Below are 19,322 nucleotides of genomic sequence, written 5' to 3' on the forward strand. Positions count from 1 at the left end.
GCCTGACCATGCCCAACGTTATCCGCATTGCCGCTGCCCTGCTGATCGACCCATCGGGTCGAACCCTGCTGGTACGCAAACGGGGTACCCAGGCGTTCATGCAGCCTGGGGGCAAGATCGATGCGGGGGAAACGCCGCTGCAGGCGCTGGTGCGCGAACTGCAGGAGGAATTAGGGGTGTGCATTGACCCTGCTCAGGCCATCCCGATGGGCCGTTTCAGCGCCCCGGCCGCCAACGAACCTGGCTACGAGGTGCAGGCCGAGCTGTTCCGGGTCGACAGCGCCGAGACCGTGGTCCCGGCGGCGGAAATCGAGGAAGTGCTCTGGTTGGCCGCAGACCAGGAATCGATGCCTGAGCTGGCGCCGCTGACCCGCGACCTGATACTGCCGCTCTACCGCAAGGCCCTCAGCGTACCGCGCTGACCCCATCGAGCGTGGCGAACGAGGTGTCCTTGGCGGTGAGCAGGAAGTCGCGCATGTAGGGGGCATCGAGCATGTCGGTGCGCACGGCCGCATACAGCGTGGCGAACAGGCCTTTCTCGCCAAGGCGTTTGCCCTTCACATAGCCGCGCGAGCTGTACTCATGCAGCGCCCAGTGCGGCATGCCGCAGACCCCGCGGCCGCTGGCCACCAGTTGCATCATCATCACGGTCAGCTCCGAGGTGCGTACGGCCGCCGGCTCGATGTCGGCCGGTTCCAGGAAGCGGGTGAAGATATCCAGCCGATCGCGCTCCACCGGGTAGGTGATCAGCGTCTGGTCGAGCAGGTCCTGGGGTACGATGTAAGGCTTGTTGGCCAGCGGATGCTGGTTGGCCACGGCGAGCATGGCTTCATACGTGAACAGCGGTACGTAAGTGATGCCGGCAAGGTCCAGTGGGTCGGAGGTTACTACCAGGTCCAGGTCGCCACGGGCAAGGGCGGGCAGTGGCGCGAATGCGAAGCCTGACGCCAGGTCCAGCTCCACTTCCGGCCAGGCATTGCGGAACTGGTCAATGGTGGGCATCAGCCACTGGAAGCAGCTGTGGCATTCGATGGCCATGTGCAGGCGCCCGGCAGTACCCCCCGCCAGGCGGGCGATATCGCGTTCGGCGCTGCGCAGCAGCGGTAGGGTGGCATCTGCCAGCTGCAGCAAGCGCAGGCCGGCACTGGTGAAGCGGATAGGTTTGGTCTTGCGTGCGAACAGCGGCAGGCCCAGGCGTTCTTCAAGCTCCTTGAACTGATGCGACAGTGCCGACTGGGTCAGGTGCAGCCGTTCTGCGGCCTCCACCAGGCTATCGGCCTCGCGCAGGGCATGAAGGGTTTTCAGGTGGCGGATCTCCAGCACGGCTGACTCCGAGAGCATAATTTGTGTGAACAGCGAATGAGTTGAGTTTCTCTCATGTTGCGCTGGCTGTCGACTGGACCTTGCGCCGCACCACTGGGCGGGGTTCATCAAATTGTCACGCAACTGTGGCAGCGCGCCCGAATGAATTTCATCAGACTCGCGCTCTACTGGGGATCTGCATTCTGGTGTTTCTTTCATGCGGGCTTTTTTGCTTTTTTTCGTGTTCCTTCTCAGCGTGCCAGCGAGCTTCGCCGATCAGCGTTGTGACACTCATGTCCCGGTCCAACGGGCCGAGGCGGGCGATCTGAGCCTGGTTTACCAAAGTGTCGGCGCGCCGCAGGACCCTGCGTTGCTGCTGGTCATGGGGCTGGGTGGGCAGCTGATCCACTGGCCCGATGACGTGGTCCAGGCCTTGTGTCTGCAAGGCTTTCGGGTCATTCGCTATGACAACCGTGACGTTGGCCTGTCGCGCTGGAACCAACAGCCGCCCTCGGCCAACCTCACGGTCGAGCTGTTGCGCTACAAGTTCGGCCTGCCGGTTGCCGCGCCCTATACGCTGACCGACATGGCCGGTGACGGGCTGCGCCTGATGGACGCCTTGGGGATTGGCCAATTCCATGTGCTGGGTGTGAGCATGGGCGGGATGATCGCCCAGCACATGGCCGCGATTGCGCCGCAGCGGGTGCGCAGCCTGACACTGGTCATGTCCAGCTCTGGTGCGGCAGGGCTGCCGGCGCCGGCGCCAGCCCTGGTGCAGTTGCTGGCCCGGCGCAGTGCGCCGAACCGGGAAGTGGCCATCGAGCAGCAGGCTGACCTGCTGGCGGCATTGGGCAGCCCGCGGGTGCATGATGACCGGGCCTCTTTGTTGCAGCAGGCTGCGGTGGCCTATGATCGGGCGTTCAACCCTGAAGGTGCCAAGCGCCAGATCATGGCGATCCTGGCCGAGCCAAGCCGGGTAGCGCTACTCAACCAGCTGCGCGTTCCGACATTGGTGGTGCACGGTACGGCTGACCCATTGTTGCCGGTGATGCATGGGGTGCACCTGGCGGCGCATATCCGTGGTAGCCAGCTGCGGCTGATCCCGGGGTTGGCACATCGTTTCCAGGAACCCTTCAAGGCACCCTTGCTGGGGGCCGTGCTGCCTTATCTGCAGTCACATCGTGAGGACGTGGCGCACCTTGCCGGGTTATGACAGTGCGCAGGCCCCTCAGGTGGGCGTTCAGCCCAACCCGTACTTTTTCACTTTGTCGAACAGCGTGGTCTTGGCCATGCCCAGCTCCTGGCTGGCTTGGCTGAGGTTGCCGCCGGTGCGCTGCAGGGCATCGCTGAGCAGATTGCGCTCGAACGCCTCGACCGCCTCGGCAAAGCCAAGCCCTTGGCTGGCGCCACCGCTCGGGCCTTTCTTGAATGCCGGCAGGCCCAGGGCATAGCGCTCGGCAACGTTGCGCAGTTCACGCACATTGCCGGGCCAGTCGTGGGCCATCAGGCGCGACAGGGTCTGGCTGTCCAGTGTCGGTACTTCCCGGTCGAAGCGCAGCGCCGATTGCTGCAGGAAGTGTTCGAACAGCTGCAGCACGTCTTCACGGCGTTCGCGCAACGGTGGTAACTCCAGGGTCACCACATTGAGGCGGTAGTACAAGTCGCTGCGAAACTGCCCGCTTTTGCCAAGCGAATCGAGGTCGGCCTTGGTCGCAGCGATCACGCGGCAGTCCACCGCAATGCTCTGGTTCGAACCCAGGCGCTCCAGGGTCCGCTCCTGCAATACCCGCAGCAGCTTGATCTGCAGGTTGATCGGCATGCTCTCGACTTCATCGAGGAACAGCGTGCCGCCGTTGGCATGCTCGATCTTGCCGATACGACGCTTGCCCGCGCCGGTGAACGCATTGGCCTCGTGGCCGAAGATCTCGCTTTCGAACAGGTTTTCCGGCAGGCCGCCACAGTTGAGTGCCACAAAAGGTTGGCCCTGGCGTCGGCTGAAATCGTGCAGGCAACGTGCGACCAGCTCTTTGCCGGTGCCGGTCTCGCCCTCGATCAGCACGTTGGCCGAGGTGTCGGCAACGTTGGCGATCAGCTCGCGCAGTTGCTCCATGGCGGGGGAGCGGCCAATGATGCGGCCTTCCAGGCTGCTCTTTTCGGCCAGTTGGCGGCGCAGGGCCAGCACTTCGCGCGAGAGCCCGCGCTGTTCGAGTGCGCGGCGCACCACGTCGACCAGGCGTTCCGGCGAAAAGGGCTTCTCCATGAAGTCGTAGGCACCATTGCGCATAGCGCCGACGGCCATGTCGATATCGCCATGGCCGGTAATCAGGACCACCGGCAGGCTGCGGTCGCGCGCCTTTAGGCGGTTGAGCAGTTCCAGGCCGTCGATACCCGGCAGGCGGATGTCACTGACGACGATGCCGGCGAAGTCATCGCCGATCCGTTCCAGGGCCTGTTCGGCGCTGCCGACCCCTTCGCAGGCGATGTCTTCCAGGGCCAGCGCCTGCTGGCAGCCGAGCAGCACATGCGGGTCGTCTTCGACGATCAGGACGGTAAGAGGCGCTTGGTTCATGGGAGCTCTGCCGGTTCATTAGGGGGGGACACCAGTGGCAGGGTGAGAACGAAGGCCGTTCCGCCACTGACAGGATGCTCGACGTTGAGGCTGCCCTTGGCGGCGGCGGCAAGGCTCGCCGACAGGGTCAGGCCCAGGCCCAGGCCGTGTTCGCCCGGTTTGGTGGTGAAGAAGGGTTCGAACAGGTGCTTGCGCGCCTCGTCATCGATACCGTGGCCATTGTCACGTACCCGCAGGCGATACTTGTCGCCCTGCAACTCGCCCTCCAGCCACAGCTCAGGTGCCGGCTGGGTTGCCATGGCATCCAGGGCGTTGCCGATCAGGTTGACCAGAATCTGCTCCAGGCGGGTCTGGTCAATGGCCAGTTGCAGGTCGTCGAACTGGCTGTGCAGCTTCAGGTGACAGCCACTGATGCGAGTGGCCAGCACCTGCAAGGTGGCCTCCACTGCCTTGGCCAGCGATGCCTGGCCGCGGTCGTCACCGCGGCGGGCGAACGAACGCAGGCTGGCGGTGATGCGGCCCATGCGGTCGATCAGTTCGTTCATGGTGCGCAGGTTGGTACTGGCGGTGTCCAGCGCACCTCGTTCGAGAAAGCGCACGGTGTTGCCGGACAGTGTGCGCAGCGCCGCCAGGGGCTGGTTGAGCTCGTGGGCGATGCTGGTGGACATCTGCCCAATGGCGGCCAATTTGCCGGCCTGGACCAGTTCGTCCTGGGCGTGGCGCAGGGTCTGCTCGGCGTGACGGCGTTCGCGGATCTGCCCCTTGAGCCTTTCGTTGCTGGCGCGCAGGTCGGCAGTGCGCTCAGCGATGCGCCGCTCCAGCTGGCTGTTGGCCTCCTCGAGCGCTTCGCGTGCAGCCAGGCGGGTGGCGATCACCTTGCGCCGCTCGTTCCAGGCGATACCCAGGATCGCCAGCAGGGCGAACGCCACGCCTACCAGAATGCCTTGCACCATCGACTCGCGGCGCAGGTCCTGCAGGGGAGTGAGCAGGGTGAAATGCCAGGGCGTATCCACCAGGCGCCGGGTTTGCGCCAGGTAGGCGACCTCATGCGGTTTGCCGTGGGCGGTTTCACTGTTGGCCGGGAACGTCAGTTTCTCTACGCCATCGGCGAGCGTCTCACGGGCCAGTGGCTGCAGCTCGTTCAGCGGCCACCAGTAATATTGCAGGCTGCGCGCCAGGCGCTCCTTGATCTGCGGGGTCATGGGGCGCACCGACTTCAGGCGCCGCGCCGGGTCGCTGGAGAGGATGATGATGCCGTTTTCGTCGCTGACGAACGCTTCCAGGCGGGCGCGCTGCCAGCGCTCTTCCAGGGTGTCCAGGCGTACCTTGATCACCGCTACGCCAATGATCTTGCCGTGTTCTTCAAGGCCGTGGGCCAGGTAATAGCCGGCCTCGCCGGTGGTGCTGCCAATGCCGTAGAAACGGCCCGGCTCGCCGCGCACGGCAGTCTGGAAATAGGCGCGGAAAGACAGGTCTTCACCGAGGAACGAGTCGGCATCGCGCCAGTTGCTGGTGGCCTGTACCCGGCCATTGGTATCGAGCACGAAGATGGCCCGGCTGCGGCTGCGGCGGTTGAGGCCTTCGAGGTATTCGTTGACGGCCTGGCGTGAGCCGCCGTCGGGGTCGGTGAGCAGGTGCGAGACGCTGTCTTCGAGCTCCAGCAGGCTCGGCAGGTAGGTGTACTTGCTGATTTCGCTTTCGACCGTACGCGCATGCAACTCCAGCTGGCGCTCGCCGTTTTCACTCAGAGCGCGTATGCCGTTGCTCTCGCTGATCAGGTAGCCAGCCAGGCCCAGCCCGACCATCAGCAGGATGATCAGGGGCGGCAGCAGCAATTGGCGGATCAGGCGGGATTTCACGGCAGGCTTGGCAGGGAGAAGAAGCGAGGGGTCGCATTTCATCACAGTGGCCTTGTCACGACCAGCATCCGCTGCCCGGTGAAGCCCTGGGCAGCGGTTACTGTGGCCGGCTCAGTGTTGCAGGATCTTGCTGAGGAAGTGCTGGGTGCGTTGGTCGCGGGTACCTTGGTCACCGAAGAACTCTTCCTTGGTGCAGTCTTCGATAATGCTGCCCTTGTCCATGAAGATGACCCGGTTGGCGACCTTGCGGGCGAAGCCCATCTCGTGGGTCACGCACATCATGGTCATGCCTTCGTTGGCCAACTGCACCATCACATCCAGCACTTCGCTGACCATTTCCGGGTCCAGCGCCGAGGTCGGCTCGTCGAACAGCATGACGATCGGGTCCATGGCCAGGGCGCGGGCGATCGCCACACGTTGTTGCTGGCCACCGGAGAGTTGGCCTGGGTGCTTCTTGGCGTGCGCGCTGAGGCCGACCCGTTCGAGCAGGGCCAGGCCCTTCTTGGTGGCCTCCTCTTCACTGCGGCCCAGTACCTTGCGTTGAGCGATGGTCAGGTTCTCGGTGATGGTCAGGTGCGGGAACAGCTCGAAGTGCTGGAACACCATGCCGACGCGCGAGCGCAACTTGGGCAGGTTGGTCTTGGGGTCGGCAATCGACGTGCCATCGACCACGATGTCGCCTTTCTGGAACGGTTCCAGGGCGTTGACGCACTTGATCAGTGTGGATTTACCCGAGCCCGAAGGGCCGCACACCACCACCACTTCACCTTTCTTGACCTCGGTGCTGCAGTCGGTCAGTACCTGGAAGTCGCCGTACCACTTGTTGACGTTCTTGATGGAAATCATACGGTGATCCTTTTTTGCAGGCGCTTGACCAGCCACGAAGCGGAGAAGCTGATGAGGAAATAGACGACCCCGGCGAAGATCAGGAACTCATGGGAGCGCCCAATGATGTCGCCGTTGGAACGGGCTGAGTTGAGGAAGTCTACCAGGCCCACGGTGTAGACCAGCGAGGTGTCCTGGAACAGGATGATGCTCTGCTGCAGCAGCAGCGGGGTCATCTTGCGGAAGGCCTGGGGCAGGATGATCAGGCGCATGGTCTGGGCGTAGTTCATGCCCAGTGCTTGCGCGGCGCCCATCTGGCCTTTGGAAATCGACTGCACGCCGGCGCGGACGATTTCACAGAAGTAGGCGGCCTCGAACATCATGAAGGCCACCACGCACGAGGTGAAGGCACCCACCGGGGTATCCTCCCCGGTGATCCAGCGCAGCACGAAAGGCACGGCCAGATAGAACCAGGTGATCACCAGCAGCAGCGGGATCGAGCGGAAGTAGTTGACGTAGGCACCGGCGAGGTTCGAAAGCAGCTTGCTCGACGACAAGCGCATCAATGCCAGGAGGGTGCCCAGCACGATACCGCCGATCACGCCCATGACCATCAGCTTGAGGGTCATGACCATGCCTTCCCAGAGGGCGGGCAGGGCCGGGATGATTTCGCTGAAATCCATTTCCATTTACTTGCCTCCCACGGAAATCAGGCCAGGCACGGCGACTTTTTTCTCGATCAGGCGCATCAGCAGCATCAGGCCCATGTTCAGGGTGAAGTAGATCAGCGTGGCCAGGGTGAACGCCTCGAACAGGTTGGCGGAAAACTCTGCGGTCTGTTTGGTCTGTGCCAGCAGCTCCATCAGGCCGATCAGCGACGCCACCGAAGAGTTCTTGAACACGTTGAGGAACTCGGAGGTGAGCGGCGGAATGATGATCCGGTACGCTTGCGGCAAGAGCACGTTGTTGTAGATCTGCGGCAGGCTGAAGCCCATGGCGCGGGCGGCAGCTTCCTGGCCGCGCGGCAACGCCTGGATGCCGGTGCGCACCTGTTCGCACACGCGGGCAGCGGTGAACAGGCCCAGGCAGATGACCACGCTGATCAATGCCGAGGTGGTCGGGTTGAGGTCCTGCTTGAACCACTCCTGCAGGCCTTCAGGCAGCAGGTCTGGTATCAGGAAGTACCAGATGAACAGTTGCACCAGCAGCGGTACGTTGCGGAACAGCTCTACGTAGACGGTGGCGATACCCGCTACCAGGCGGTTCGGCACGGTACGCATGACGCCAAGCAGCGAGCCCAGCAGCAGCGCGATGATCCAGGCGGAGATGGCGATGGCGATGGTCCAGCCCAGACCGGTGATGTACCAGTCCAGATAGGTTTCGCTGCCCACGCCGGTGGACTTGAAGAACACGCCCCAGTCCCAGTTGTAATTCATCGGGATTTCCCCTCAGACGGTTGTTTCACGGGCACCTTCGAGCATCCGGGGGCGCTTGGCGCCCTCGGAGGAAAGGTTAGACACTAATGAGTGGCTTGCAGGATTGATTCGTGCGCTTGCGCACCAGGCCACTAACTGAGGATCAGGATTTCTTCTCGTCTGCGGCCTTGTCGGTCGGCTCGGCGATCAGCTTTTTCAGTTCATCGCTCATCTGGAAGTTGAGGTTCAGACCTTTAGGCGGGATCGGCTGCATGAACCACTTCTCGTAGCTCTTGTTGACGTCGCCGGATTTGAAGTAACCCACGATGGCATCGTCGACGGCTTTCTTGAAGCTCTTGTCACCCTTGCGCATCATGCAGCCGTAGATCTCGTAAGACTGCGGCGTGCCGGTGATCACCCAGTCCGCAGGCTTGCGCGCTTTGGCCATTTCACCGGCCAGCAGGGCATCGTCCATCATGAAGGCCACGGCGCGGCCGCTTTCGAGCATGTTGAAGGCTTCACCGTGGTCCTTGGCGGAAATCACGTTCATCTTCATCTGCTTGTCGGCGTTCATCGCCTTGAGGATGCGCTCGGAGGTGGTGCCGGCGGTGGTCACCACGTTCTTGCCGCCCAGGTCGGTGAAGTCTTTATAAGAGGGTTGGCCATCCTTGACCTTGGTCAGCAGGCGCGTGCCGACTTCGAAGATACCCACCGAGAAGGCGACTTGCTGCTGGCGCTCGACGTTGTTGGTGGTGGAGCCGCACTCAAGGTCGACGGTGCCGTTCTGCACCAGCGGGATACGGGTCTGGGAGGTGACGAGGTTGTACCTGACCTTGATATCGGTGCCCAGTTGCTTCTTCAGGGCGTCGACCACGGCCATCTGGATGTCGTGGGAGTAGCCCACAGGCTCGGGTTTACCGGCCAGGTAGGAAAACGGGATGGAGGAGTCGCGGTGGCCCAGGGTGATGGTGCCCGAATCCTTGATCTTCTTCAGGGTGCCAGTCAGTTCTTCGGCCATGGCCGGCGAAGCGATCACAGCGGCCGCGATGGCGGCGCCCAGCAATTGACGAACGATACGCATCAAATTTTCCTCGACGTGTTTGTTTTTTTTATGGAGCCGTTGGCGGACTCTTTCGTTCAACGAATACAGCAAGAAGCGAGTGCATTCGGCTACCAAGTGTAGAGCATGAGTCGTGCCAAGCCCTGTGACAGATCATAACCCCGCGCAAAGCCTGGGCATGAACCCTCTGTGAAGGTTTTTCTGCACCACGGATTGGTCGGAACACCGAATGAGTTGATAAGTCGCGTTCGGCAATCCGAACGATTACTTGCACCGCGCTCCGCTCCCAGATTTAAGTATTACCTGAGGGCGCGAAACACATGATGAGCTCGCTGGCTAACCACCAGGAGCTCATACCGTGTCCGCTATTGCGATTCCTTCCGATTCCGTCGATGCCTTCATCGCCGGCCAGTTGCCAGGCTGGTTGAAGTCTGCCGATGTCGATCTGCTTCTCACCCTGCACCGGGCGTTGCGTCATCAGCAGGCCGCTGCTGAAGGCGTCAGAAACCTATTGGCGCAGATGCCAAGCATCGAGGCCTTTGCCACGCCGCTGCTCGAGACTGCGCTGGGGCAAAGTGGCCTGGCCGACGCAGACGTGCGCAACATGAAGGTCTACATCGAGAACGATGTGCCTTTGCCCAGTGCGGCGCCCCGACTGCATACCCCGTGGACGACGCTACATAGCAACCAGCCTTTGCTGACGGCGGCGTTGCACAACTTTCATGAGGCCGAGACGCGTCCCTCGGTTCATCGCCGTGCCCATCTGCAGGACGTTCACGGCATCAAGCTGCCGCTGGCATTCGAAGCGTTTGCCAGCTGTTGCAGAACGCTGGATATAGGGGGGCGCTACCAGGAAATGTTGCACGCGCGGCTGTTTCCGAAAAGCAGGCCCCCTGCGCCAGAGGGGTTTGCCCGCGCGGCGGTGGAGCGTGTGCTCGAAGAAAATCTGCGCGCGAAGATGGAAGTTGCGGTGCGCATGGCCAGGATCAAGTCCGAGCTGGACGATGTCGACTACCTGCGTCTGTTGCCTGTGTGCGCAAGCAAACCTATCGTGCCGGCGGCATCAGGCATCGCCACGCCTCGCCAGCTGTACCTGTTGGGCAAACGCATCCATGGCCCCGTGGCCTTCGAGATGCGCGACAGTGCCGCAGGGCCGCTGTCGGGAATCATCAGTTGGATACCACAGGATCCCTCCCGGCAGATCGCCAGGTACCCCACCTGGGCCGCCCTCTATCAGTCGTTGTCCAAACAGCTGCGTGCGCCCCATTACCGTTCGTTTTTCTGTCGATTCATCAGTGAGCGTGATAAACCGACCTTCACGGCAACCCTCGAACGGCTGATCCAGGCGAGCGACGGCAAGCAGCCAGTTGATCTGGATGGGCGCAATTTCTCGATCGATATGCCCTTGTTCGCCTATCTGCGGGCCCAGCAGGTGGACAAGATACTCGATGATGCAAGGGTCCTGGCGGTGCCCACCGGTGACGAGACTGCGATCGAGCGACATCAGCGCCTGGAAGTGCTCAAGAGTGCTGGCTTCGATCTGCTCAACCTGGCGGCGCTGTTCGTTCCGGTGTTGGGCGAGGTGATGATGGCCGTGGCAGCGGTGGACGTTGTCAGCGAGGTGTACAAAGGTTATGCCGACTGGCGCATTGGCGATCGCCAGGGGGCGCTGGATCACCTGTTTGGCGTGGCAGAGAACCTGGCGGTCGGCACGGTGATCGGCGCCGCGCAGGTAGGCGTAGGCCGGGTGCTTGAGCGCATCCCTTTTGTCGATGCACTGACCCCCTTGCACGAGGGTGAGGGGCGATACCGGCTGGCGGACCGGCCCGTTTCAGCTCACCACATCGACGGTGGTGGGGCACTTTTGCGCAGCTTTGGTGGGCGCTGGGCGCAAATATCAGACCAAAGTGCCGAAACGCTACTGCGCGTCACCGGGTTTGAGCAGGATCACCTGCGCCACGTGCACCTGCAGGGCGAAGCTCCTCCTGCTCGCCTGCTCGATGTCCATGAGCGCCACGAACTGCATACCCTTGAGCCGCACCTGCAGGGGGCCGCCCTGGAGCGTGAACTGGCAGCTCGGCAAGATCAGCCTTCTGCTGCTGGCGCATTGCTGATCAGGGTCTTCCCTGGGCTGTCCGTTCGCGGCGCTGAAAGCGTGCTCGAACAGGCCAGTGGTGAGCAGGTCAAGGCGTTGCTCACCACTGGCCGTATACCCTTGGAAATGGCCGAGCGCGCCCGTTGGCTCTTGCGCGAAAGCCGCCTGGACCGTGCGTTGCTGGGGTTCGAGCACCAAGGCGCGGTCAACGATGCCACTCAGCGCCTGGTGCTCAAGTGGGTCAACGAACTCGCGCCCTGGCCGGCTTCGGTTCGCATTGAACTGCGCCTGGGCGAAGCGAAGGGGCGGCTGCTCGCATCGGTGGGAAGCACCACTGCGACCCGCGTACGGTGCCTTGTGCAGACCGAGCAGGGCTATCAGCTGAGTGATGCCGCGCAGCCAATGATTGGCCAAGGGTTGTTGGCCTGCCTGATTCAGACACTTGAGGAGGGCCAGAAAGTGGCGCTCGGGGAGGGCTTGGTAGACGCCCGTGCTTTGGGCAACAGGGTTGCTCAAGCGGCCAGCGCTGACCGGCAAAAGACAGCTCAGTTGATGGGCTTGCGGCCGATCGCAGAACGCTTTCGCCCGCCGCAGCGCTTCGCTGACGGCCGTTTCGGTTATGCACTCAGTGGAAGGGGAGAGAGTAGCCGTCAGGCGATTCGCCGCGGGATACATGAAATCTTCCCAACCCTGACCGACGCACAACTTGACGCCTACCTGGGCGACCTGATGCAGCGCCGCATCGGGCTCTGGGACCACCTCAGCACGCTGCAGCGGCAGCTGGATAGCTTGCGCGACGCGCTGGATGCCTGGCAACGTGAGCGCGTGAGCTTCTTGGATGGGCGCAGGCGACAACGTGTGGCCAGCCAGATCCGCCGGGCCTGGCGGCGCAAGACGGCAGGCTTGGCAGGTGACGATTTCAGCCTGCATATCGAGGGTGAACGGGTGGGCAGCCTGCCGATCCTCCCCGAAGGCGTCGAATTCGCTCATGTCCAGCGGTTGACGTTGCGTAACATGAGCCTCGACCACATGGATGAACAGTTCCTGCTCAGGTTCACCGGCGTTCGTGAGCTCGACCTGCGGGACAATCAGTTGGTCACCCTGCCGGCGGGCCTGGAGCGCCTGACCGCTCTGCGCAGGCTGCATCTGGCAGGGAACCGGATTGCCTTCGATGCTCAGAGCAATCTCCGGTTGGCAAGCCTTTCCATGCTGCAGCAGCTGGATCTGACCTACAACCCGCTGGGCCTGGTCCCCGACCTTTCCGGGTTGCGCCACTTGCGCGAAGTATCGTTGCGCGCCACAGGGCTGCAAGCGTTGCCCGACGCTTCGGCGTTGCCGTGGAGGGGGCTTGTCGACTTGCGTGAAAACCAGATCCGCCAGGTCACCGATGATTTACGCAACCTCAATGGTCGATTGCAGCGCCTGTCGTTACACGACAACCCGCTGGATGAGGCCAGTGAGTCATTGCTTTCGCGCAGCGCCAGCAGTGACTACCCAGCGAATCGGCGCAGCTCTTACCATCACGCCATCGCCGATGCCAACCTGCAAGAGCGGTGGATGGGCAGCGTTACCGGGGACTTGCTGGAGCAGCGCAGAGCGCTATGGGCGAGGTTGACCGAAGAGCCGCAATCGGCAGACCTGTTCAGGTATCTGGCGGATTTTGCCAGGTCTGACGATTTCCGTGACCACCCGCGCTACTACCGTGCCAGGGTATGGCGGATTCTTGAGCTTTGTGCAGACAACACCGATGTGCGTGAGGCCGTTTTCTGGCAGGTGCAAGGGCCCAGAACCTGCGAGGATCAGTTGCTGCTCATACTCAGCCAACTGGAAGTCAGGGCCCACATCGCCTTGCACAGCGCGGGGGCTGGCACAGAGCGCGCCGAAGCCACCTTGTTACGGCTGGGGCGCTCGCTCTATCGCCTGGATCAGGTAGACAGTATCGCTACCCGGCATATCGAGGAGATGCGCCAGAACCCTTACGCGTCGGTGGATGACATTGAGGTTTACCTTGCCTATCGGGTCAACCTGGCTGACACCTTGGGCTTGCCGGCCCAGCCCCAGCACATGCATTACCCCGAGCATAGCGGTGTAACGGGAACACGGATTCTGCGCGCCCGCGCACAGGTTGTTGCCGGTGAAAGTACCGAGGCACTGAGCAATGCGCTGGCGCAGCGGGAGTTTTGGCAAGGCTATGTGCGCAACCGCTACCCCGAGCGTTTCGAAGCGCTCGCTGCGCCTTACCATGAGCAGTTGGAGGCTTTCGAGCGCGAGACGGGCGAGTCTGGCGAGCAGCTTTACCTTGAGCGTGCCGATGCATTGATGGCCGCGCTCAATGCCGAGGAGCGTGCGCTTTACCTGGAGCTGGCCAGGGAGGCATACGAGCGGGAAGTCTGAGAACCGGCGACCGCCTGGCGGTCGCCGTGCAAGGTTCAGGCAGCGTCGCTGCGAGCATCGCTTTGCGCAAGGTAATCGGCCAATGCGCGTTGCTCGCTCTCGCTGGTGAACAAACCCAGCTTGGTCCGCCGCCAGAGGATGTCCTGGGCACTGATGGCCCACTCGCTATCGCGCAGGTAATCGACTTCACGGGCGAACAAACCACCGCCGATCGCCTGGCCAAGATCGTCAGGGCCGTTGACCCCCTCCAGCAGCTGCCAGGTGCGGCTGCCATAGGTCACGGCCCAGCGCTTGGCGATATCCACGGCAAGCCATGGATGCTGGGCCAGCAGTTCGTCGACCAGTACCTGAGGCGTGCTCATGCCTTCACCGCCGGGCAGTGCTGAGCTGGCGGTCCAGCTCTGGCCCATCTGGCTGAAGAACGGCTTGAGTTCTGCCATGGCCGACTCGGCAAGCTTGCGGTACGTGGTCAGTTTGCCGCCGAACACCGACAGCAACGGCGCCTCGCCCTGAGTTGCCGACAGTGCCAGGGTGTAGTCACGGGTGACTGCCGACGGGTTGTCCGATTCGTCGTTGCACAGCGGACGCACGCCAGAGTAGGTGTGCAGGATATCGCCGGCGCTCAACTGATGATTGAAATGAGCGTTGACCACCTCGAGCAGATAGCCGGTTTCCTGCTCGGTGATCGCTACCTTGGCGGGATCGCCGCTGTATTCGCGATCGGTGGTGCCGACCAGGGTGAAGCGGTCCAGGTACGGGATGCAGAATACAATCCGTTGGTCCTCGTTCTGCAGGATGTAGGCATGATCCCCTTCGTACAGGCGCGGCACGATGAGGTGGCTGCCCTGGATCAGTCGAATGCCGTACGGCGCAGTGAGCTTGAGGTCATCCTTGATGAACCGGGCGACCCACGGACCGGCGGCGTTGACCAAGGCGCGCGCGCGAATGGTCTGCAGGCTGCCGTCGGCGTGCTGCAGCTCTACCTGCCACAGGCCATCGATACGTTCTGCGCGCAGGCAGCGGGTGCGGGTACGAATGTGCGCGCCATGTTCGCGTGCAGCCATGGCGTTGACCACTACCAGGCGGGCGTCGTCAACCGCGCAGTCGGCATATTCGAAACCGCGGGTGATCGCCGGTTTGAGCGGGTAGCCCGGGCCGAAGCGCAGGCTGCGCGAGGCACCCAGACGCTTGCGTTTGCCCAGGTGATCGTAAAGGAACAGGCCGGCACGGATCATCCACGCCGGGCGCAGGTGCGGGCGGTGCGGCAGCACGAAGCGCATCGGTTTGACGATGTGCGGTGCCTTGGCCAACAGCACTTCGCGCTCGGCCAGGGCCTCCCGTACAAGGCGGAATTCATAGTGTTCCAGGTAACGCAGGCCGCCATGGATCAGCTTGCTGCTGGCCGACGAGGTGTGCTGGGCCAAGTCGTCCTTCTCGCAGAGGAAGACCTTCAGGCCACGCCCTGCGGCGTCGGCAGCAATGCCCACGCCGTTGATGCCACCGCCGATCACGGCAAGGTCATAGCAATCGGCAAGTAGGGGCTGGGACGAAACGGGCTGGGACACGGGCAAGGCCTCCTGGGGCTGTTCACATCGAATATGAACATTAATGTTCGTTTCCGAAAATACTAGCGCAACAGAACGCCCATCGCCAGTCACCTTTTATAGAAAAAACTGATCGGATGGCAAGAAAGTGAACAATATCGAAAATTACGAGCCCTTCCGGGCCCGCTTGCGTTTCACACCACGTCGAGGCGGATCTTGTTCTGGTTGAGCAATTCACTCAATGCAGGCGATGGCGGCTGGTCGGTCACCAGGCAGTCGACCAGGCTGATCGAGCCCAGACGTACCATGGCGTTACGCCCGAATTTGCTGGAGTCCGCCGCCAGGATGACCTGGCGGGCGTTGGCGATGATCGCCTGAGATACGCGTACCTCTTGGTAATCGAAATCCAGCAGGCTGCCGTCTTCATCGATACCGCTGATGCCGACCAAGGCGAAGTCGACCTTGAACTGGCTGATGAAGTCGACGCTGGCCTGGCCGACCACGCCACCGTCACGGCGTACGGTGCCACCTGCGACCAATACTTCGAAATCATCCTTGGCTGCCAGGATCGCGGCCACGTGCAGGTTATTGGTGATGACCTTCAAGTGGCTGTGGTTGAGCAGCGCCCGGGCAATCGACTCGGTGGTGGTGCCGATATTGATGAACAGCGAAGCATGATCGGGAATTTGCCGGGCCACGGCATCGGCAATGCGCTGTTTTTCGTCACGCATCTGGTCGGCGCGCATGGCGTAAGCAGTGTTCTCGATACTCGAGTCATAGGCTGCCCCACCGTGGTAGCGGCGTAGCAGATTGAGCTCAGCGAGCTGATTGATGTCGCGACGGATGGTTTGCGGAGTGACGACGAATAACTGCGCCATTTCCTCGATGCTGACGTAGCCGCGTTCGCGGACCAGCTCGAGGATTTGTTGTTGGCGTGGGGGCAGATTCATGGGCGGTCCTTATGGGCTGCCGGACAAATTCTGCAATGATGCCGTAGGAAACAGACTACGGCCAGTAGGCCATGGCATGGCGGGGCCGCGAAGCAGCCCCTGTCCAGCGTGATCAGGCCTCGTGATCTTCCCAGTCGCGGGTGCGCTCGACGGCTTTGCGCCAGCCGGCGTAAAGTTTTTCCTTCTGCGCTTGCTCAAGCTGCGGGCTGAATTCGCGCTCGATGATTGCCTTGTCACGCAACTCGTCCAGGCCACTCCAGAAACCACAGGCCAGGCCCGCCAGGTAAGCGGCGCCAAGGGCCGTGGTTTCACGCATTTTCGGGCGCTCTACGCAGGTGCCGAGGATGTCGGCCTGAAACTGCATCAGGAAATTGTTGGCCACCGCGCCACCGTCGACACGCAACTCGGAAAGGCGTTGGCCGCAGTCCTGCTGCATGGCGTCGAGCACGTCGCGGGTCTGATAGGCGATCGACTCCAATGCCGCGCGGATGATGTGGTCGACTTTCACCCCACGGGTCAGGCCGAACAGCGCGCCACGGGCGTAAGGGTCCCAGTACGGTGCGCCCAGGCCAGTGAAGGCGGGCACCAGGTACACCCCATTGCTGTCCTTGACCTTGCTGGCGAAGTACTCGGTGTCCAAGGCATCGTTGACGATCTTCAGTTCGTCGCGCAGCCATTGCACGGTGGAGCCGCCGTTGAACACTGCGCCTTCCAGGGCATAGGCCACTTCACCTCGTGGTCCGCAGGCAATGGTGGTGAGCAGGCCGTGGGACGAGGTTACGGCTTTGTCGCCGGTGTTCATCAGCAGGAAGCAACCCGTGCCATAAGTGTTCTTGGCCTGGCCGGGTTCCACGCACATCTGGCCGAACAGCGCTGACTGCTGGTCACCGGCGATACCGGCGATGGCGATGCCGCTCTTGGTGTGGCCGTAGACTTCGGAAGACGGGCGCACCTGGGGCAGCATCTGGCGCGGGATGCCGAGAATTTCGAGCAGCGTGTCATCCCACTGCAGGCTGTGGATGTTGAACATCAGTGTGCGCGAAGCGTTGGTGTAGTCGGTGACATGCACCTTGCCGCCGGAAAACTTCCAGATAAGCCAAGTATCCACGGTGCCGAACAACAGCTCGCCGCGTTCGGCCCGCTCACGTACGCCCTCTACATTGTCGAGGATCCACTTGAGCTTGGTGCCGGAAAAGTACGGATCGGTGACCAGGCCGGTGGTCTCGCGAATGTATTGTTCATGCCCGTCGCGCTTGAGTTGTGCGCAGATCTCTGTGCTGCGGCGGCACTGCCAGACGATGGCGTTGTACACCGGGCGCCCGGTTTCCTTGTCCCACACCACGGTGGTTTCACGTTGGTTGGTGATGCCCAATGCGGCGACCTGGGCATGGCTGATGCCGGCCTGCGCCAGGGCTTCGACCATGGTCGCGCTTTGTGTGGCGAAGATCTCCATCGGGTCATGTTCGACCCAGCCGGCTTGCGGATAATGCTGGGCGAACTCGCGCTGGGAGGTGCCAACCACATTGGCGTCACGGTCGAAGATGATCGCCCGCGAGCTGGTGGTGCCCTGGTCCAAGGCGATGATGTAGTTCTTGTCCTGGGTATCTGTCATGGTCATAGGCCTTGCAAAATGAGGAGGTCAGGGCGCCAGCATCAGTTGGCTTGAGTATCGCCCTGGCGATTGCCGTTTGTCTCTGGGTCCGCGCATTGAGCCGTCGGCAGGTTGCGGGCGATCAAGCCACGATAGGTCGCAGCACCCAGGCAGGCACCGAAGATCGGCGCGAACACCGGAACCAGGAAATAAGGGATGTCCCGACCGCCAGTGAAGGCGATTTCGCCCCAGCCGGCCAGGAAGGTCATCAGTTTGGGCCCGAAATCGCGGGCCGGGTTCATCGCGAAGCCGGTCAGCGGGCCCATGGCGCTACCGATCACGGCGATCAACAGGCCGATCAGCAGCGGTGCCATCGCACCACGGGGCAAGCCGTTGTTATCGTCGGTCAGGGCCATGATGACCGCCATCAGGATTGCAGTGATCACCACTTCGACCAGAAACGCTTGTGCGGTGGAAAGCGATGGGTGCGGGTAGGTGGAGAACACCGCCGCCAGCTCCAGGCTTTCGCGACTGCCGCGCAGCATGGCGTGGGCTTGTTCGAAATCGAAGAACAGGTTGCTGTACAGGGTATAGACCAGCGCTGCGCCGCAGAAGGCGCCACAAACCTGGGCCAGCATGTAGAACGGCAGTTTGCGTTTGTCGAAGCTTGCGAACAGGGTAAGGGCGATGCTCACGGCCGGGTTCAGGTGCGCACCAGAGATGCCGGCGGTGAAGTAGATCGCCATGCTCACGCCGACGCCCCAGATGATGCTGATTTCCCACAGGCCAAAGCTGGCGCCCGCGACCTTGAGGGCGGCGACGCACCCTGTGCCGAAAAAGATGAGCAGTGCCGTGCCGAGGAATTCGGCCAGGCATTGGCTGGACAGCGTAGGTTCGCGTAGAGCAGTCGTCATGTATGACCTCTTTGTTTTTGTTGTGAGGCGCTAAGCGCTCGACAGCAAAGTCCGGCGTCCATCCCCATTGACCCCGGGCACAGGTAGGAATGCACTTAAAAAGTGCACCATTTATTCAGAAACGAAAAAATATAGACAAGAAACGCTTATGTCAAAGGTCGAAAGTGAACGATCAGTCACGATCTGAGCGTTGAATGCGGTCGTGAATCCCAAGCTAGAGCGGCGTGTCAGTTGCTAACTGGCTGGAGTGTAGGATTTGCCCTAAAGTAGCCGCCGAATTGTCTCGGAGCGGAGCACTGCATGACCCCGGCCCTCGATCTTCTGAAAAAAACGCGCGCGCCACATCGCGTGCACAGTTACGAACACGATCCCAAGTCGGCGTCTTATGGGCTGGAGGCGGCTGAAAAACTGGGGCTGGAACCGCAGCAGGTGTTCAAGACCTTGTTGGCCAGCAGTGAGAAGGGTGAGTTGCTGGTGGCTGTAGTGCCTGTTGTGGGAACGCTGGACCTCAAGGCGCTAGCTCACGCCGCCGGCGTGAAAAAATGCGAGATGGCTGACCCCATGGCAGCTCAGCGTGCCACCGGCTACCTGGTGGGTGGAATCAGCCCGCTGGGGCAGAAAAAGCGTCTGCGCACCTTCATCGACGAATCGGCGCAGCGTTTTGCAACTATCCATGTCAGTGCGGGGCGGCGGGGATTGGAAGTCGAACTGGCTTCCGCTGTACTGGCCGAGCACACCCAGGGCACCTTCGCCAGTATCGGCCGGGGTTGACCCGCGCAAGGGGCCGCCTGGCAGCCCCTTGGC

General features: G+C 62.1%; 15 protein-coding genes. 4 read left to right on the top strand and 11 right to left on the bottom strand.

Features of this window, described 5'->3' with window-relative positions; all coding sequences use genetic code 11:
* Positions 1 to 8: 8 nt before the first annotated feature.
* A complete protein-coding gene (locus ACIPZH_RS12420) occupies positions 9 to 422 on the top strand; it encodes an NUDIX domain-containing protein (RefSeq protein ID WP_400627785.1) in 414 nt (137 codons plus the stop codon).
* Here ACIPZH_RS12420 and metR read toward each other — a convergent pair.
* Positions 406 to 1,323, bottom strand: coding sequence for a transcriptional regulator MetR (metR, locus tag ACIPZH_RS12425; RefSeq protein ID WP_400636325.1), 918 nt, complete (start codon positions 1,321 to 1,323; stop codon positions 406 to 408). The genes ACIPZH_RS12420 and metR overlap by 17 nt on opposite strands.
* Positions 1,324 to 1,519: 196 nt before the next feature.
* Here metR and ACIPZH_RS12430 point away from each other — a divergent pair, with 196 nt between their 5' ends.
* Positions 1,520 to 2,515, top strand: coding sequence for an alpha/beta fold hydrolase (locus tag ACIPZH_RS12430; RefSeq protein ID WP_400636326.1), 996 nt, complete (start codon positions 1,520 to 1,522; stop codon positions 2,513 to 2,515).
* Positions 2,516 to 2,542: 27 nt separating this feature from the next.
* On the opposite strand, the gene ACIPZH_RS12435 is transcribed toward ACIPZH_RS12430, so the two are convergent.
* The 6 genes from ACIPZH_RS12435 to ACIPZH_RS12460 form a co-directional block, all read right to left on the bottom strand.
* Positions 2,543 to 3,871, bottom strand: coding sequence for a sigma-54 dependent transcriptional regulator (locus tag ACIPZH_RS12435; protein WP_267821381.1), 1,329 nt, complete (start codon positions 3,869 to 3,871; stop codon positions 2,543 to 2,545).
* Positions 3,868 to 5,772 (bottom strand): ATP-binding protein, encoded by a 1,905-nt coding sequence (locus tag ACIPZH_RS12440; RefSeq protein ID WP_267821383.1) that lies wholly within the window; start codon positions 5,770 to 5,772, stop codon positions 3,868 to 3,870. The genes ACIPZH_RS12435 and ACIPZH_RS12440 overlap by 4 nt, the downstream gene beginning before the upstream one ends.
* A gap of 69 nt (positions 5,773 to 5,841) precedes the next feature.
* The gene (locus ACIPZH_RS12445) at positions 5,842 to 6,576 is read right to left on the bottom strand and encodes an amino acid ABC transporter ATP-binding protein (RefSeq protein WP_241804858.1); all 735 of its coding nucleotides are present in this window, start codon (positions 6,574 to 6,576) and stop codon (positions 5,842 to 5,844) included.
* On the bottom strand, positions 6,573 to 7,244 hold the full coding sequence (locus ACIPZH_RS12450) for an amino acid ABC transporter permease (RefSeq protein ID WP_241804859.1): 672 nt from the start codon (positions 7,242 to 7,244) through the stop codon (positions 6,573 to 6,575). The genes ACIPZH_RS12445 and ACIPZH_RS12450 overlap by 4 nt, the downstream gene beginning before the upstream one ends.
* Positions 7,245 to 7,991, bottom strand: a complete 747-nt coding sequence (locus ACIPZH_RS12455) for an amino acid ABC transporter permease (protein ID WP_400636327.1) — start codon at positions 7,989 to 7,991, stop codon at positions 7,245 to 7,247.
* Positions 7,992 to 8,133: 142 nt separating this feature from the next.
* Positions 8,134 to 9,051: a glutamate/aspartate ABC transporter substrate-binding protein gene (locus ACIPZH_RS12460; protein WP_400636328.1), complete on the bottom strand. Its 918-nt coding sequence runs from the start codon at positions 9,049 to 9,051 to the stop codon at positions 8,134 to 8,136.
* 337 nt (positions 9,052 to 9,388) lie between these two features.
* Between ACIPZH_RS12460 and ACIPZH_RS12465 the strand changes: the two genes are divergently transcribed.
* Positions 9,389 to 13,519: an NEL-type E3 ubiquitin ligase domain-containing protein gene (locus ACIPZH_RS12465; protein ID WP_400636329.1), complete on the top strand. Its 4,131-nt coding sequence runs from the start codon at positions 9,389 to 9,391 to the stop codon at positions 13,517 to 13,519.
* Positions 13,520 to 13,554: 35 nt separating this feature from the next.
* Here ACIPZH_RS12465 and glpD read toward each other — a convergent pair whose 3' ends face one another.
* The 4 genes from glpD to ACIPZH_RS12485 form a co-directional block, all read right to left on the bottom strand.
* The gene (gene glpD / locus ACIPZH_RS12470) at positions 13,555 to 15,084 is read right to left on the bottom strand and encodes a glycerol-3-phosphate dehydrogenase (RefSeq protein WP_400636330.1); all 1,530 of its coding nucleotides are present in this window, start codon (positions 15,082 to 15,084) and stop codon (positions 13,555 to 13,557) included.
* Positions 15,085 to 15,257: 173 nt separating this feature from the next.
* Positions 15,258 to 16,013 (bottom strand): DNA-binding transcriptional repressor GlpR, encoded by a 756-nt coding sequence (glpR, locus tag ACIPZH_RS12475; protein WP_241804864.1) that lies wholly within the window; start codon positions 16,011 to 16,013, stop codon positions 15,258 to 15,260.
* A gap of 112 nt (positions 16,014 to 16,125) precedes the next feature.
* Positions 16,126 to 17,625 carry a glycerol kinase GlpK gene (gene glpK, locus ACIPZH_RS12480; RefSeq protein WP_267821395.1) on the bottom strand — a complete coding sequence of 500 codons (1,500 nt, stop codon included), beginning with the start codon at positions 17,623 to 17,625 and terminating at the stop codon, positions 16,126 to 16,128.
* 41 nt (positions 17,626 to 17,666) lie between these two features.
* Positions 17,667 to 18,518 carry an MIP/aquaporin family protein gene (locus tag ACIPZH_RS12485; protein ID WP_349976223.1) on the bottom strand — a complete coding sequence of 284 codons (852 nt, stop codon included), beginning with the start codon at positions 18,516 to 18,518 and terminating at the stop codon, positions 17,667 to 17,669.
* A gap of 300 nt (positions 18,519 to 18,818) precedes the next feature.
* Between ACIPZH_RS12485 and ybaK the strand changes: the two genes are divergently transcribed.
* Entirely contained in the window at positions 18,819 to 19,289 is a 471-nt protein-coding gene (ybaK, locus tag ACIPZH_RS12490) for a Cys-tRNA(Pro) deacylase (RefSeq protein ID WP_400636331.1), read from the top strand.
* The last annotated feature ends 33 nt before the right edge of the window (positions 19,290 to 19,322 follow it).

It is taken from the genome of Pseudomonas sp. NPDC089758 (assembly GCF_044748705.1).
GTDB lineage: Bacteria > Pseudomonadota > Gammaproteobacteria > Pseudomonadales > Pseudomonadaceae > Aquipseudomonas > Aquipseudomonas putida_X.

Bases quoted from the DNA above. Each gene is read 5' to 3' on its own strand.
- ACIPZH_RS12420 (WP_400627785.1), top strand. From the start codon at position 9: ATGCCCAACGTTATCCGCATTGCCGCTGCCCTGCTGATCGACCCATCG.
- ACIPZH_RS12430 (WP_400636326.1), top strand. From the start codon at position 1,520: ATGCGGGCTTTTTTGCTTTTTTTCGTGTTCCTTCTCAGCGTGCCAGCG.
- ACIPZH_RS12435 (WP_267821381.1), bottom strand. From the start codon at position 3,871: ATGAACCAAGCGCCTCTTACCGTCCTGATCGTCGAAGACGACCCGCAT.
- ACIPZH_RS12440 (WP_267821383.1), bottom strand. From the start codon at position 5,772: ATGAAATGCGACCCCTCGCTTCTTCTCCCTGCCAAGCCTGCCGTGAAA.
- ACIPZH_RS12445 (WP_241804858.1), bottom strand. From the start codon at position 6,576: ATGATTTCCATCAAGAACGTCAACAAGTGGTACGGCGACTTCCAGGTA.
- ACIPZH_RS12450 (WP_241804859.1), bottom strand. From the start codon at position 7,244: ATGGAAATGGATTTCAGCGAAATCATCCCGGCCCTGCCCGCCCTCTGG.
- ACIPZH_RS12455 (WP_400636327.1), bottom strand. From the start codon at position 7,991: ATGAATTACAACTGGGACTGGGGCGTGTTCTTCAAGTCCACCGGCGTG.
- ACIPZH_RS12460 (WP_400636328.1), bottom strand. From the start codon at position 9,051: ATGCGTATCGTTCGTCAATTGCTGGGCGCCGCCATCGCGGCCGCTGTG.
- glpR (WP_241804864.1), bottom strand. From the start codon at position 16,013: ATGAATCTGCCCCCACGCCAACAACAAATCCTCGAGCTGGTCCGCGAA.
- glpK (WP_267821395.1), bottom strand. From the start codon at position 17,625: ATGACAGATACCCAGGACAAGAACTACATCATCGCCTTGGACCAGGGC.
- ACIPZH_RS12485 (WP_349976223.1), bottom strand. From the start codon at position 18,518: ATGACGACTGCTCTACGCGAACCTACGCTGTCCAGCCAATGCCTGGCC.
- ybaK (WP_400636331.1), top strand. From the start codon at position 18,819: ATGACCCCGGCCCTCGATCTTCTGAAAAAAACGCGCGCGCCACATCGC.